The organism is Microbispora cellulosiformans (assembly GCF_008728085.1).
Lineage (GTDB): Bacteria > Actinomycetota > Actinomycetes > Streptosporangiales > Streptosporangiaceae > Microbispora > Microbispora amethystogenes.
In genome coordinates, this window is the sequence record NZ_VYTZ01000002.1 from 337,646 (window position 1) to 351,835 (window position 14,190).

The 14,190-nt window shown below is 73.0% G+C and carries 15 protein-coding genes and 1 riboswitch; of the genes, 13 read left to right on the top strand and 2 right to left on the bottom strand.

Features of this window, described 5'->3' with window-relative positions; genetic code table 11:
• Positions 1-106 precede the first annotated feature (106 nt).
• The 6 genes from F5972_RS38725 (at position 107) to F5972_RS05640 (ending at position 3,927) form a co-directional block, all read left to right on the top strand.
• The gene (locus F5972_RS38725; protein ID WP_259402300.1) at positions 107-241 is read left to right on the top strand and encodes a hypothetical protein; all 135 of its coding nucleotides are present in this window, start codon (positions 107-109) and stop codon (positions 239-241) included.
• Positions 242-325: 84 nt separating this feature from the next.
• On the top strand, positions 326-409 hold the full coding sequence (locus F5972_RS39260) for a putative leader peptide (protein WP_357054749.1): 84 nt from the start codon (positions 326-328) through the stop codon (positions 407-409).
• 152 nt (positions 410-561) lie between these two features.
• A complete protein-coding gene (locus F5972_RS05625; RefSeq protein ID WP_150931764.1) occupies positions 562-2,244 on the top strand; it encodes a nitrite/sulfite reductase in 1,683 nt (560 codons plus the stop codon).
• Positions 2,241-2,393: an Insertion element protein gene (locus F5972_RS05630; RefSeq protein WP_111699548.1), complete on the top strand. Its 153-nt coding sequence runs from the start codon at positions 2,241-2,243 to the stop codon at positions 2,391-2,393. Before F5972_RS05625 ends, F5972_RS05630 begins: the two co-directional genes overlap by 4 nt.
• A gap of 62 nt (positions 2,394-2,455) precedes the next feature.
• Positions 2,456-3,184 carry a phosphoadenylyl-sulfate reductase gene (locus F5972_RS05635; RefSeq protein WP_150931766.1) on the top strand — a complete coding sequence of 243 codons (729 nt, stop codon included), beginning with the start codon at positions 2,456-2,458 and terminating at the stop codon, positions 3,182-3,184.
• Positions 3,181-3,927, top strand: a complete 747-nt coding sequence (locus F5972_RS05640) for a sirohydrochlorin chelatase (protein WP_225311191.1) — start codon at positions 3,181-3,183, stop codon at positions 3,925-3,927. Before F5972_RS05635 ends, F5972_RS05640 begins: the two co-directional genes overlap by 4 nt.
• A gap of 832 nt (positions 3,928-4,759) precedes the next feature.
• Here the strand turns inward: F5972_RS05640 and F5972_RS05645 are convergent.
• Together F5972_RS05645 and F5972_RS05650 are read right to left on the bottom strand one after the other, a co-directional pair.
• Entirely contained in the window at positions 4,760-5,257 is a 498-nt protein-coding gene (locus F5972_RS05645; protein WP_150931768.1) for a SigE family RNA polymerase sigma factor, read from the bottom strand.
• A gap of 105 nt (positions 5,258-5,362) precedes the next feature.
• Complete coding sequence (locus F5972_RS05650; RefSeq protein WP_150931771.1) at positions 5,363-6,124, bottom strand: DUF1707 SHOCT-like domain-containing protein; 762 nt, start codon at positions 6,122-6,124, stop codon at positions 5,363-5,365.
• A 95-nt stretch (positions 6,125-6,219) separates the two neighbouring features.
• Between F5972_RS05650 and F5972_RS05655 the strand changes: the two genes are divergently transcribed.
• The 7 genes from F5972_RS05655 to F5972_RS05685 all read left to right on the top strand — a co-directional run bounded on the left by F5972_RS05655 (position 6,220) and on the right by F5972_RS05685 (position 14,154).
• Complete coding sequence (locus F5972_RS05655; protein WP_225311192.1) at positions 6,220-7,809, top strand: ankyrin repeat domain-containing protein; 1,590 nt, start codon at positions 6,220-6,222, stop codon at positions 7,807-7,809.
• A gap of 106 nt (positions 7,810-7,915) precedes the next feature.
• A complete protein-coding gene (locus F5972_RS05660) occupies positions 7,916-9,538 on the top strand; it encodes an isovaleryl-CoA dehydrogenase (RefSeq protein WP_150931773.1) in 1,623 nt (540 codons plus the stop codon).
• An 86-nt stretch (positions 9,539-9,624) separates the two neighbouring features.
• Positions 9,625-9,717: riboswitch (guanidine-I (ykkC/yxkD leader) on the top strand.
• A gap of 115 nt (positions 9,718-9,832) precedes the next feature.
• The gene (locus tag F5972_RS05665) at positions 9,833-10,960 is read left to right on the top strand and encodes an agmatinase family protein (protein WP_150931775.1); all 1,128 of its coding nucleotides are present in this window, start codon (positions 9,833-9,835) and stop codon (positions 10,958-10,960) included.
• Positions 10,957-11,961 carry an ABC transporter substrate-binding protein gene (locus tag F5972_RS05670; protein ID WP_150931777.1) on the top strand — a complete coding sequence of 335 codons (1,005 nt, stop codon included), beginning with the start codon at positions 10,957-10,959 and terminating at the stop codon, positions 11,959-11,961. The genes F5972_RS05665 and F5972_RS05670 overlap by 4 nt, the downstream gene beginning before the upstream one ends.
• Complete coding sequence (locus tag F5972_RS05675; protein ID WP_225311193.1) at positions 11,958-12,815, top strand: ABC transporter permease; 858 nt, start codon at positions 11,958-11,960, stop codon at positions 12,813-12,815. The genes F5972_RS05670 and F5972_RS05675 overlap by 4 nt, the downstream gene beginning before the upstream one ends.
• Positions 12,815-13,624, top strand: a complete 810-nt coding sequence (locus F5972_RS05680) for an ABC transporter ATP-binding protein (protein WP_225311194.1) — start codon at positions 12,815-12,817, stop codon at positions 13,622-13,624. Before F5972_RS05675 ends, F5972_RS05680 begins: the two co-directional genes overlap by 1 nt.
• A 101-nt stretch (positions 13,625-13,725) precedes the next feature.
• Positions 13,726-14,154 (top strand): OsmC family protein, encoded by a 429-nt coding sequence (locus F5972_RS05685; RefSeq protein ID WP_150931779.1) that lies wholly within the window; start codon positions 13,726-13,728, stop codon positions 14,152-14,154.
• Positions 14,155-14,190: the final 36 nt, after the last annotated feature.

The window sequence follows — 14,190 nt, forward strand, 5'->3', positions numbered from 1 at the left end:
CGCCGCCCAGAATAGGGGTCCCCGCCCCCCTCTCGCGATAATCACGACTCTCACCTGGGTCTGTGCGGGTGTCATGCGGCTGACATGGGAGGGGAACACTGAAGACATGATCTGCCGGGCGTGCGGGGAGCACAGGCACGAGGAGTGCCGTGGCGGGTCCTGGTGCGACTGCCAGCACAAGGAGCCGGCCGAGCAGGACCGCGAAGCGGAGCCGCCGGAGAACTGGGTCCGCAAGGGCTGACAACCTCCCGTCATTATGCCGTTACAATCCCGCATCCTGGACACGAACTTGGACATCCAGGATCTCGGGGGTATCGTTTGGGACATGCCAGCGGACCCGTTGCTCGTCGTGCGACGCCACGTCGATCTCCTGCGCGTCCGTAGCGCGATCTGTATCGACGCCGGCTGACCGTCGCCCTCCGTTATCCGGGCGCTCGGCCAGGCGTCTTTTTCATGCCCTCACACTCTGCCGCGCACGCCGCCGGCGAGGTGAGAGGCCGCCTGCGCCGGTGTCCGCCGAAGACCGATCTCGACCCGAGCCTCGGAGAAGGACGTGTGCCCATGAGCACCCCGGCCCGCCCGGCGAACCGCCACCACAGACGCCCGCGCGGCGAAGGTCAGTGGGCTCTCGGTTACCGTGAGCCACTGAACAAGAACGAGGAGAACAAGAAGAACGACGACGGGCTCAACGTCCGTCAGCGGATCATCGACATCTACTCGAAGGGCGGGTTCGACTCGATCGACCCCGCCGACCTGCGCGGCCGCTTCCGCTGGTTCGGTCTGTACACCCAGCGCAAGCCCGGCATCGACGGCGGCAAGACCGCGATCCTGCCGGACGAGGAGCTGGACGACCGCTACTTCATGCTGCGGGTCCGCATCGACGGCGGTCAGCTGAGCCTGGAGCAGCTGCGCGCCATCGCCGACATCTCCAACGACTACGGCCGGGGCACCGCCGACGTCACCGACCGGCAGAACATCCAGCTCCACTGGATCGAGATCGAGTCGGTCCCGGACATCTGGCGGCGGCTGGAGGCGGTCGGCCTGTCCACCACCGAGGCGTGCGGCGACACCCCCCGCGTCATCCTCGGCTGCCCCCTGGCCGGGATCGACGCCGGCGAGGTGATCGACGGCACGCCGCAGATCCACGAGATCTACGACCGGTACGTCGGGGACAAGGCGTTCTCCAACCTGCCGCGCAAGTTCAAGACGGCGATCAGCGGCTGCACCGCCCACTGCACCGTCCACGAGATCAACGACGTCGCGTTCGTCGGCGTGGTGAACGAGCAGGGCGAGCCCGGCTTCGACGTCTGGGTGGGCGGCGGCCTGTCGACCAACCCGATGTTCGCCCAGCGGCTCGGCGCGTTCGTCCGGCCCGACCAGGTCCACGAGGTGTGGGCCGGGGTCACCGGCATCTTCCGCGACTACGGCTACCGCCGCCTGCGCCACCGGGCGCGGATCAAGTTCCTCGTCAACGACTGGGGCGCGGAGAAGTTCCGCCAGGTCCTGGAGACCGAGTACCTGCAGTACGCCCTGCCCGACGGCCCGGCTCCGGAGGCACCGCAGAGCGGCCGGCGCGACCACGTCGGGGTCCACCCGCAGCGGGACGGCAACTTCTACGTCGGCTTCGCCCCGCGCGTGGGCCGGCTGGACGGCGACACGCTGCACCGCATCGCCGACATCGCCGAGCGGCACGGTTCCGCCCGGATCCGCACGACGGTCGAGCAGAAGATGGTCATCCTCGACGTCGCCCCCGACCAGGTGGAGTCGATCGTCAGCGAGCTGGAGGCCGCCGACCTCCAGGTCAACCCGTCCACGTTCCGCCGCCAGACGATGGCCTGCACCGGCATCGAGTACTGCAAGATCGCGATCGTCGAGACCAAGGCCACCGCGTCGGCCCTGATCGACGAGCTGGAGCGGCGCCTGCCGGACTTCGCCGAGCCGCTGACGATCAACGTCAACGGCTGCCCGAACTCCTGCGCCCGCATCCAGGTCGCCGACATCGGCCTCAAGGGCCAGCTCGTGGCCAACGACAAGGGTGAGCAGGTCGAGGGCTTCCAGGTGCACCTGGGCGGCTCGATCGGGCTCAACCCGACCTTCGGCCGGAAGGTGCGCGGGCTCAAGGCCACGGCGGAGGAACTGCCCGACTACGTCGAGCGGGTCGCCCGCAACTTCGAGAAGCAGCGGAACGAGGGCGAGACCTTCGCCGAGTGGGTCCAGCGCGCCGACGAAAGCGATCTCAAGTGAGCGAGCGGGCGGCGCCGTTCTACTGCCCGTACTGCGGCGACGAGGACCTGGAGCCCTACGTGACCGAGGAGGAGAGCCACGGATGGTACTGCAGGGCCTGCGCCCGTGCCTTCCGGGTGAAATTCCTCGGCGTCGGCGTGCGTTCGTGATTGTTCGAAGGCTTGTCGTCCGATCATCCGATGAACCAGTGAACGACGTGTGAGGAGTAACGATGTCGGTGGCAGAGATAGAGGCGGGCCTGGAGCGGCAGCGGGCGACGCTGGACCTCCAGGGGATCGTGGAGTCCGCGGCGCGCTTCCTTGAGGACGCCCCCGCCCGGGAGATCATCCGGTGGGCCGCGGCCACGTTCGGCGACCGCCTCTGTCTCACCTCGTCGATGAGCGACGCCCTGCTGATCGACCTGGTCAGCAGGGTGAAGCCGGGCGTCGACGTGTTGTTCATCGACACCGGCTACCACTTCGCCGAGACCATCGGCACCCGCGACGCGGTCGAGACCGTCTACAAGGTCAACGTGATCAACGTGAAGCCGTCCAGGACGGTCGAGGAGCAGGACCGCGACCTCGGCCCGCGCCTGTACGGGCGCAACCCCGACCTGTGCTGCTACCTGCGCAAGGTGGAGCCGCTGAACCGGGCGCTGGAGCCGTACCTCGCCTGGGTGTCGGGCATCCGCCGCGACGAGTCGCCCACCCGGGCGAACACCAAGGTCGTGGAGTGGGACGCCAAGCGGCAGATGGTCAAGGTCAACCCCATCGCCCGGTGGACCCAGGACGACGTCGACAACTACATCGCCGACAACGGCGTGCTGATCAACCCGTTGCACTACGACGACTACCCGTCGATCGGCTGCGCCCCCTGCACCCGCCGCGTGGCGCCGGGCGAGGACCCGCGCAGCGGGCGCTGGTCCGGCCTCGGCAAGATCGAGTGCGGCATCCACCTGTGACGAGTGCTCCACACCGGAACGCGCCGCTGATCGCGGTGGCGCACGGGTCCCGCGACCCGCGCGCCGCCGCGACGGTGGAGGCCCTGCTCGACGGCGTACGGCGGGCCCGGCCCGGTCTCGACGTCCGCGCCGCCTACCTCGACCACGCCCCGCCGTCGCTGCCGCGGGCACTGTCGGGCCTGGACGAGGCGGTCGTGCTCCCCCTCCTGCTCACCGCCGCCTATCACAGCCGGGTGGACATCCCGGCGGCCCTGCGGGAGGCGTCGGCCCGCACGCCGCGCCTGCGAGCCGTCTGCGGCCCCACACTCGGCCCGCACCCCCTGCTGGTCCGGGCACTCGAACGCCGCCTCGCCGAGGCCGGGGTGGAGACCGGCGACCCCGGCACCGCCGTGGTGCTGGTCTCGGCCGGGTCCGGCGACCGCCGGGCGAACGCGACGGTCGCCGCCGTCGCCCGCGCGTGGGCGCGTGAGCGCCCCTGGTGGTCGGTCACCGCCGCCTACGCCTCCGCCGCCACGCCCAGGCCCCGCGAGGAGGTCGAACGGCTCAGGCGGGCGGGCGCGCCGAGGGTCGTCGTCGCGCCGTACCTGCTGGCCCCCGGCCACTTCGCCGACGCCGTGCGGCGCGGCGCCCTGGACGCCGGGGCGCACGCCGTGGCCGGCGTCCTCGGCGCCGCCCCCGAACTGGTCACGCTCCTGCTCGAACGCCACGCCCAGGCCGTACGCGCCGCCCGCGAGGCGGCCTGACCGCCGCTTCCCGGTTCCAGCCGTCTCCAGCTCTCCGGCCATCCGGGGGACCGCACCACGGTGGGATCCCCGCACGCGGAGGAGAGGATCTCCTGCCCGTTTGGATTGCGGATCACGATGTCCTGGTCACAGGAGATCGGGGTCGGCGCCGCGACGAGAGGCCACGCGTCCCTGATCGTGAGCCGTCCGCCGGTCCGGTACTCGCCGGTCTCCCCGATGACGCGCTCGGCCTCCCGCTCGCCGAGCGCGGGGACCGGCGCCCCCGCTTCGAGGCCCGCCGCGACCCGCTCGACCGGCAACAGCGCGACACTCACGTCGTTGGTTCCCCGCAGATCCCCACCGGACTCGTCGGTCCATGACACCGCGTGGTCGACGTCGTCGCTCTGGATGCCGCACACGCCCTGCGTCACCAGCCGGCCGTTCAGCCAGACGAGCGCGTACGACGGGTCCCGGCACTCGACCCGCACGTTCACCGACTCGCTGATGCCCGTGTAGGTGAACGTCAGCACCCGCCCGCCCGTCTCGATCGCCTCGCTGAGGAACACCCGCTCCCCCGTCAGGTACGAGCCCACGGTGGGCACGGCCGCCACGGCGGCCGGTCCGCCGTCTCCGGGCGGCGCGATCGTGACCGTGCGGGGCGTGGCCGCGACCGTCACCGCGGCGGCCAGGCCGGCGGCCAGCACCGCCCCGGCGCCGGCGCGACGGCGGCGGAGGCGCCGCACGCGCCGGTCCACTTCGGCCAGGGTGACGCCCCCGCTCCCTGCCGTGGCGGCGTCCCCGGCGAGGAGGTCGCGGAGCTCTGTCTCGGTCACTGTCTCGGTCGGTGTCATCGTCAGCCCTCCAGGCTCATCGCGGAGCGGGCGGCGGGATCGACGCGCAGCCTGGCCAGTGCCCTGCTCGCCTGGCTGCGCACGGTGGCGGCCGAGCAGCCGAGGATCTCCGCGATCCGGTCGTCGCCGAGGTCGGCGAAGTAGCGCAGCACGATCACGGCACGCTGTTTCGGCGGCAGTCCCGCGAGGGCCCGCCGTACGGCGTCACGGGAGCCGAACAGGTCGGCGGCGTCGCCGACCGCGGGCTCCGGCAGCACCTCGGTCGGCTGCTCGCCGCGCCAGCGCCTGCGCCACCAGCTGGCATGGGTGTTGGCCAGGATGCGGTAGACGTACGGGTCGGGGTTGTCGCCGACCCTCCGCCAGGCCAGCCACGCCTTGGCCAGCGCCGTCTGGACCAGGTCCTCGGCCGTCGCCCAGTCGCGGCAGAGCAGGTAGGCCGTCCGCAGCATGCGGTCCGAGCGCTGCTCGACGTAGCGCTCGAAGTCGGCCCGGTCGCGCATGTGCGGCCCCCAGTGATCGGTGCGGTCCTCGGTGGACGGTCACCGATGACTACGCCCTGGGCGCGCCGCGCCGTTGCCTCGGACGGCGATCCGGGTTCCCCCGCTTCAGTCGCGCCGGCGGTCGCGGAGCCGGGGCGGGCGGGGCGGGCGGAGCCCGTGCATGCCGTGCATCCTGTGCAAGTCGTGCAGGCCATACCGGCCGTGCTCGTCGAACGCGTCCCCCTCGGTGAGGGAGGCGCGGCGCTCCTGCCACCACTCGCTCCAGGCGTGCCAGCCACGCTTGATCGGCTGCGCCCGGGAGTCTCCGATGATCTTCACGTCGCCCAGCAGGACGTACGCCCTGACCCTGACGACGGGGGCGGCCTGCCCGGCGGGAGCCTCGACCACCTGGACCTTCTTGTCGCCGAGAACGGTGACGCCGGAGAGCTCCACGTCGACGCCGTCCGGCACGATGATCTTCACGTCGCCCAGCACGCAGGCGGCGACGATGTCCACCTCACGCCCGCGCACCTCGGCCTCCCGCAGGTCGAGGGTCACGTCGCCCAGCACGCAGGCCGCGCCGATGCCGTCGTCGATCCGCCAGGAGCCGGTCCTCTTGGTGTCGCCCAGCACCGCCACGATCCACTTGCGCATCCTGCCCTGCGGAGCGGCCGGAGCCGCGGGCGCGGGGGCCGGAGCCGGGGCGCCGCCCGGCAGGTCGGCGGTGATCTGGGCGAGCTCGCCGTGCGTCTGGGCCAGGTAGGCGGCCTCGGTCCGCTCGGTCAGCTCGGCCAGCGTCAGCCGCCCCTCGGCGGAGGCCACTCGAAGCTGCTCCACCACGGACTCGCGCTCGGCGTCGGACGCCCGCATGCCACCCGGATCGTTCACGCCCTCCACCGTAACCCCCGCCGGCCCCGCTCCCCATCCTCCCTGGGGACGATCCCTGCGGGGTCCTCCAGAAGGGGCTGTGTGAGCATGGAGACGTGACCCGCAGCAGGTTGTTGGAGGCGATCGCGGAGGGGGACGCCGCGCGGGTGGCGGAGCTGCTGCACCCGGAGGCCGCCGTGTCCCCAGCCGTGTCCCCCGCTGTGTCTCCCACCGTGTCCCCCACCGTGTCCCCCGCTGTGGCCGCCGCTGTCGACCCCGCCCAGGGGACGACGCCGCTCTACCGCGCCTCCGCCGGTGGGCACCACGAGATCGTCCGGCTGCTCCTGGACCACGGCGCGGACCCCGACCGGCCGAGCGGCGGGCCCGAGGAGGGGCTGCCGCTGTGCGCCGCGGCCTGCTGGGACCACGCCGCGACCGTGCAGGCGCTGCTGGACGGGGGCGCCGACCCCGACGCGGCGGAGGAGGGCGGCTGGACGGCCCTGCTCTGGGCGGCGGCCAACGGCAACCTCGAGTCGGCCGACGTGCTGCTCGACGCCGGGGCCGACCCCGATCTGCCCGACGAGGACGGCGACACGCCGCTGACGCTGGCCGCCCTGTTCGGGGCGTACGGGATCGTCTGGTCGCTGCTGGAGCACGGCGCGGACCCGGCCGCGCCCGGCTGGGACGGCGCGACCCCGCTGGAGATCGCCGGCCGTCTGGCGGCGGCCGATCTGGAGACGGTCCTCCGGGACGACGCCGCCGCGCGGCTGGGCGGCGAGCACACGGTGCTGGTGGCGCACTCCGCCGCGCCGGACGGCACCCGGCGGGTCACCGTCGAGGCGCGCGCCGAGGACGCCCGCACCGGTGCCTACTCCGGCGTGTATACGGTGGCCCGCCAGTACGGGCACGCCGCCGCCACCACGGTCCTGGAGGCGGCGCTCGGCCTCCGGCCGCCGCCCGAGGTGCTGCTCCGCCGCGTTCTGCCCTACCGCGACCTCGACGAGGACGACGAGACGTGGTGGGCGGCCGTCCACGCGCTGCGGGGGCGCCACGACGAGGAGACGTTCCGGGCGGTGACGCGGCTGTGCGAGAGCGACGACCCGGCGTGGCGGGAGTTCGGCGTCGACGTCCTCGCGCAGCTCGGCCCCGACACCGCCCAGCACACCGGCCAGCACACCGGACACGACGAACGGCAGGACGAGGTCCTCGGCATCCTGCGCGACCTGGCCCGCCGGGAGACCGAGCCCGCGGTGGTCGAGGCGCTGCTCGCCGCGTTCGGCCACCGGGCCGACGAGCGGGCACTCCCCGAGGTGCTGGCGATCGTCGGCGGCCCGGGGCGGCAGCCCACCGTCAACGACGCGGTCGCGCTCGCCGCGGTCCTGCCGCCCGGCGACGAGGACGGCCTCACCGCCCTGATCCGGCTGACGGAGTGCGGGGACGACGAGGTGCGCGACTGGGCGACCATGGGCCTCGCCGGCCTGCCGGCCGACACCGCCCGGATCAGGGAGGCGCTGGCCGCCCGGCTGGCCGACCGCGACGTGACGACCGTGGCCGAGGCGGCCCGCGGCCTCGCGGCGCGCGGCGACAGGAGGGCGTTCGACGGGGTCCACCGGGTGCTGTGCGAGGCGGGCGCCGGCCAGGGCTACGCCCGTGACCTCGCGCTCGAGGCCGCCCAGGAGCTGGGCCTGGACATCTCCGGCGCCTGAGCGCGGCGGCGGGTGTTTGTCCCGGCGTGCCCGGGTGCTGAGATGGAGGTCCGGCCTCGCCCCGGTTCCCGGCGCCGAGGACCCGGCATCACCCGAGGAGGACCCTGTGAACCGCGACGCGACTCACGACGTGACCAACCAGCCGTCCCCGCTGACCGGGCACGACGTCTCGGCCGACCAGGCGCTGCTGGAGGGGCTCGCCAGGGAGGGGGCGGACTGGGCGACCGGGGAGCTGCGCCGGCTCGGCCTGCTGGCCGGTTCCGAGAAGGCACAGGAGTGGGGACGGCTGGCCAACGAGTACCCACCCGTCCTGCGCACCCACGACCGGTACGGCAACCGGATCGACGAGGTCGAGTTCCACCCCGCCTGGCACGAGCTGATGTCGGTCGCGGTCGGCAACGGGCTGCACGCCTCCCCCTGGACCTCGGCCCGGCCGGGGGCGCACGTCGCCAGGGCCGCCAAGTTCTTCGTCTGGTCCCAGGTGGAGGCCGGGCACGGCTGCCCGATCTCCATGACGTACGCCGCCGTGGCCGCGCTGCGGCACTCGCCGTCGCTGCGGGCGGAGTGGGAGCCCCTGCTGGCCTCCCGCACGTACGACTTCGGGCTGCGCCCGCCGCTGGAGAAGCGGGGGGTGCTGGCGGGGATGGCCATGACCGAGAAGCAGGGCGGCTCCGACGTGCGGGCCGGCACCACCCGGGCCGAGCCCCTGGGCGACGGGAGTTTCGCCCTGACCGGGCACAAGTGGTTCAACTCCGCCCCGATGTGCGACGCGTTCCTGGTGCTGGCCCAGGCCCCGCGCGGGCTGTCGTGCTTCCTGCTCCCCCGCGTGCTGCCCGACGGCACCCGCAACGCCATGCGCCTGATGCGGCTGAAGGACAAGCTCGGCAACCGGTCGAACGCCTCCGCGGAGGTCGAGTACGACGGCGCGACGGCCTTCCTCGTCGGCGAGGAGGGCAGGGGTGTCCGGACGATCATCGAGATGGTCAACATGACCAGGCTCGACTGCGTGATCGGCTCGGCCGCCGGCATGCGGCAGGGCCTGACGCAGGCCCTGCACCACGCCCGCCACCGGAGCGCGTTCGGCCGGCCGCTGGCCGACCAGCCGCTGATGCGCGCCGTGCTCGCCGACCTCGCGCTGGAGTCCGAGGCGGCGACCACGCTGATGACCCGCCTGGCCGGGGCGACCGACCGGGCGGTGGCGGGCGACGCCGCCGAGGGCCTGTTCCGCCGGGCCGCCCTCGCCTCCGCCAAGTACTGGATCTGCAAGCGGGCGCCGGTCCACGCCGCCGAGGCGCTGGAGTGCCTGGGCGGCAACGGGTACGTCGAGGAGTCGCAGATGCCCCGGCTGTTCCGGGAGTCCCCGCTGAACGGCATCTGGGAGGGCTCGGGCAATGTGGCCGCCCTCGACCTGATGCGGGTGCTCGCCCGGGAGCCGGAGGCGGTCGAGGCGTTCTTCGCCGAGGTCGCCCGCGCCGGGGACCGCCGCGTCGACGACGCCGCCGAACGGGTGCTGAAGACGCTCGCCTCCGCCGGGGAGGCCGACGCCCGCCGGGTGGCCGAGGAGATGACGCTGGTCCTGCAGGCGTCCCTGCTCGTGCGGCACGCCCCGGCGCCGGTGGCCGACGCGTTCTGCGCCTCCCGCCTCGGCGGGGACTGGGGCCGCGCCTTCGGCACGCTCCCGGCCGGTCTCGACCTGGAGCCGATCCTGGACCGCGCGGCGCCCGCGTGAGCAGGGGGTCACGGGACGGCTACGAAACGGAAATCCGGCGGAAACAGGCCGCCGCTGTCATGAAGGGGACTCACCGGCTCACCCCGGTGAGGCGCACCTAGGGTTCCGTTCGGCTGGTCCGAGAGGTGCAGGCGGCTCGGCGCGGAGCCGTTCCACGGCGGGACAAAAGCCCGGGAGGCTGCGACTTCGGCGTCTCCCCGGTCAACGGCGCGGCCGGGACCGGGGAGACGCCGCGGGTCGCGAAGCCCGCCGCCCGCCGGGCGGCGGTGGACCAGCCGTCTCCCGAGGAGTGCCGTGGGCCACCTCCATTCCCACTACGGTCCCGAAGCCCGCAACGCCGTCGAGCGTGAGGCCGAGATCCCCACCACCATGCACGAGCGGGAGATCGCCCGCGGGCTCGAACTCGGCCTGCAGGGCGCCGACTCGATCGTCGACCGCACCATCCCCACCTTCTCCCGCGGCGAACTGCCGCACTTCGCCGGGATCAACACCTTCCTCAAGGCGCCGTACGTCGAGGACGTGCGGCGCTGCGGGGAGTACGACGTGGCGGTGCTCGGCGCGCCCTTCGACGGGGGCACCACCTACCGCTCGGGCACCCGCTTCGGGCCGCAGGGCATCCGCAAGATCTCCGCGCTGTACGGCCCGTACAGCTTCGAGCTCGGCGTCGACCTCCGCGAGTCGATCACGATCTGCGACCTGGGCGACATCTTCACGATCCCGGGCAACATCGAGAAGACCTTCGACCAGATCAGCAAGGGCGTCGCGCACGTCTTCGAGAGCGGCGCCTTCCCGGTGATCCTCGGCGGGGACCACTCGATCGGCTACCCGACCGTGCGCGGGGTGGCCGAACACGTGCGGGGAAACGTCGGCATCATCCACTTCGACCGCCACGTCGACACCCAGGAGACCGACCTCGACGAGCGGATGCACACCACCCCCTGGTTCCACGCCACCGACATCCCGAACGTGCCGCCGAAGAACCTCGTGCAGATCGGCATCGGCGGCTGGCAGGCGCCCCGCCCCGGCGTGAAGGTGGGCCGCGAGCGGGGCACCACGATCATGACGGTGACCGACTGCGTCGAGATGGGCATCGAGGCCGCCGCCGAGCGGGCCCTGGAGGTCGCCTGGGACGGCGCGGAGGCCGTCTGGCTGTCCTTCGACGTCGACTGCCTCGACGCGGCCTTCGTGCCCGGAACCGGCTGGCCCGAGCCCGGCGGGTTCCTCCCCCGCGAGGTGCTCAAGTTCATCCAGCTCATCGCCGACGCCCGGCCGCTCGCCGGGATCGAGGTGGTGGAGTGCTCCCCGCCGTACGACAACGCCGAGATCACCTCGCTCATCGCCACCCGGGTCATCTGCGACACCCTCGGGTGCCTGGTGCGCTCGGGACACCTGCCGAAGAGGAAGAAGGAGGCGGTCCGATGACGCGCCGACACCTCGCCGCCGTACCGTCCCTGCTGCCGGCCCTGCTCCTGACCCTGCTCCTGCTCGCGGGCTGCGCCTCCCCCGGGGAAAAGCAGGCCGCCGCCCCGGCCGGTTCGACGATCACCCTGGGCTTCAGCGCCTGGCCGGGCTGGTTCCCCTGGCAGGTCGCCGGGGAGCAGGGCCTGTTCCGCAAGAACGGCGTGGACGTCGAGCTGAAGTATTTCGACAGCTACACCGACTCGCTCAACGCGCTGGCCACGGGGACGATCGACGCCAACAGCCAGACGCTCAACGACACGCTGGCGTCCGTGGCCGGCGGGGCGAAGCAGAGCGTCGTGCTGGTCAACGACAACTCCAGCGGCAACGACCAGATCATCGCCGGGCCGGGCATCTCGTCACTGGCCGGCCTGAAGGGCCGGACCGTCGCCGCCGAGCAGGGCACCGTCGATCACTACCTGCTCCTGCTCGCGCTGCGGAAGGCCGGTCTCACCGAGGCGGACGTGCAGTTCCGGCCCATGCCGACCGACGCCGCTGCCGCGGCCTTCGTCGCCGGGCAGGTCGACGCCGTCGGCGTCTTCGCCCCCTTCACCACGACCGCGCTCAAGCGGAAGGGCAGCCGGGCCATCGCGACGTCGGCCGACTTCCCCGGGGCGATCCCCGACCACCTGGTGGTGACCCGTGACCTCGTCTCCCGCGACCCGAAGGCCGTGCAGGGGCTCGTGTCGGCCTGGTTCGACGCGCTCACCTGGATCGGCGAGCACCGGCCGGAGGCCCTGCAGATCATGGCGAAGCGGGCGGGGGTGAGCGTGTCCGACTACGAGTCGTACGACAAGGGCACGACGATCTTCACGCTCGAGCGCAACCGGACGGCGTTCTCCGGCGAGCTGGACGGCCGCGCCAAGGAGATCGCGGACTTCCTGGTCTCGTCGAAGCTGGTGGACAAGGCCCCTCCGCTGGAGGGCCTGTTCGCGCCCCAGTTCGTCCGCGCGGTGCAGCCGTGACCGCGGCCGAAGCGATGCCGAGACAGGACATCGAGACGGCCCCGGCGGCGGAAGGGCCCGCGCAGCGCCGGACGCTCACGACCAAGCCGCTCACGACGTCGGTCTCCGCGCGTACGGCGTGGCTGCTGCGGTGCCTGTCGATCCTCGTGCCGCTGGCGGCCTGGCAGGCGGTCAGCGCGAGCGGCCGGGTGGACCCCGCGTTCCTGCCGTCCCCGTCGGCGGTCTGGGCGGCCGGCCTGGACATGGCGGCCGAGGGCGAGCTGGCCGCCGACCTCGCGGCGAGCCTCGGCCGGATCGCGGCGGGCTTCGGCCTGGCCGTCCTGATCTCGGTGCCGCTGGGGTTCGCGATGGGGACGCTCGGCTGGGCGCAGCCGCTGCTCGAACCGGCCGTCGGCATCCTGCGCTACCTGCCCGCGTCGGCCTTCATCCCGCTGCTGATCATCTGGCTGGGCATCGGCGAGGCGTCGAAGGTGGCGCTGCTCGTCCTCGGCGTGGTGTTCTTCAACACGCTCATGACCGCCGACGCCGTACGGCGGGTGCCGCGCCGGCTGCTGGAGGTGTCGGCGACCCTCGGAGCGTCCCGGCCGCGGGTGGCCGCCCGGGTGGTGTTCCCGTACGCGCTGCCGGGGATCATCGACGCGATGCGGGTCAACGCCGCGGCGGCGTGGAACTTCGTGGTCGTCGCCGAACTGGTCGCGGCCACCTCGGGCCTCGGCTACCGGATCACCCGGGCCCAGCGGTTCCTGCAGACCGACCGCATCTTCGCGATCCTGGTGGTCATCGGGCTGATCGGCCTGGCCATCGACGTCACGCTGCGCCTGCTGCGCGCCCGGGTGGGGAGGTGGGCCCGCTGATGAGCGCGATGACGGGTCTCCGGCTGGAGGGCGTGCGCAAGGAGTTCGTCCCGGGCCGGCCTGTGCTCCAGGACGTGGACCTGTCCGTGACGTCGGGCGACTTCGTCTGCGTGGTCGGGGCGAGCGGCTCGGGCAAGTCGACCCTGCTGGGGATGGTCGCGGGCCTCGTCCCGCCCACGTCCGGCCGGGTGCTGCTGGACGGCCGGGAGGTCACGGGCCCCGGCCCGGACCGCGGGCTGGTGTTCCAGACCGCCTCGCTGTATCCGTGGCGGACCGTGGCCCAGAACGTCGCGTTCGGCCTGGAGGCGCTCGGCCTGCCGCGCGCCGCCCGGCGCGAGCGGGTGCGGTGGCTGCTCGACGAGGTGGGCCTCGGCCACCTGGCCGGGGCCCTGCCGGGCCGCCTGTCGGGCGGGCAGCAGCAGCGGGTGGCGATCGCCCGCGCCCTCGCCTGCGCGCCGCGCGTGCTGCTGCTCGACGAGCCGTTCGGCGCGCTCGACGTGCAGACCAGGGAGGACATGCAGCTGTTCGTACGGCAGGTCTGGCAGGACGTGACGCCGACCGGGGAACGCCCGACCGTCGTCATGGTGACCCACGACACGGAGGAGGCCGTTTTCCTCGCCCGCCGGGTCGTCGTGCTGTCCAGCGATCCCGGCCGGATCAGCCAGGAGATCGTCATCGACCTGCCGGAACCACGACCGCTGGAGATCAGGCGCTCCGCGGAGTTCCTGCGGATCAGGGCCGAGGTCGAGGACCTGGTCCGGGCCGAGCACCGGGCCCACCAGGCGCGGCTCGCCGCCGCGCCGGCGTGATGGGGCCGGCGTGATGGGGAGGGTCGCGGGACGATCGGCGGCGCGGGTGGCGTTAAGGTCGCAGCTGATGGATTAAGACTCGCTAGTGAAGGGATGTCGCCATGGCGACCACTCGTACCGCGACGACGCAGTGGAAGGGCGCCCTGCTCGACGGTTCGGGCACCGTCTCGCTCGACACCTCCGGTGTCGGCACCTTCGACGTCTCCTGGCCCTCCCGGGCCGAGCAGGCGAACGGCAAGACGAGCCCGGAGGAGCTCATCGCGGCCGCCCACTCCTCCTGCTTCTCGATGGCCCTGTCCCACGGCCTGGCCCAGGCGGGCACCCCGCCGCAGTCGGTCGAGACCCGGGCCGACGTGACCTTCCAGCCCGGAGAGGGCATCACCGGCATCGTGCTCTCCGTACGGGCCCAGGTGCCCGGCCTGTCGGCCGAGGACTTCCAGCAGGCGGCCGAGACCGCGAAGGCGAACTGCCCGGTGAGCAAGGCGCTGGCCGGCACGACGATCACCCTGAACGCCGAACTCGTCGGCTGAACCACCAGCGGGGCCCCCGCCGGACCGGTCCGGCGG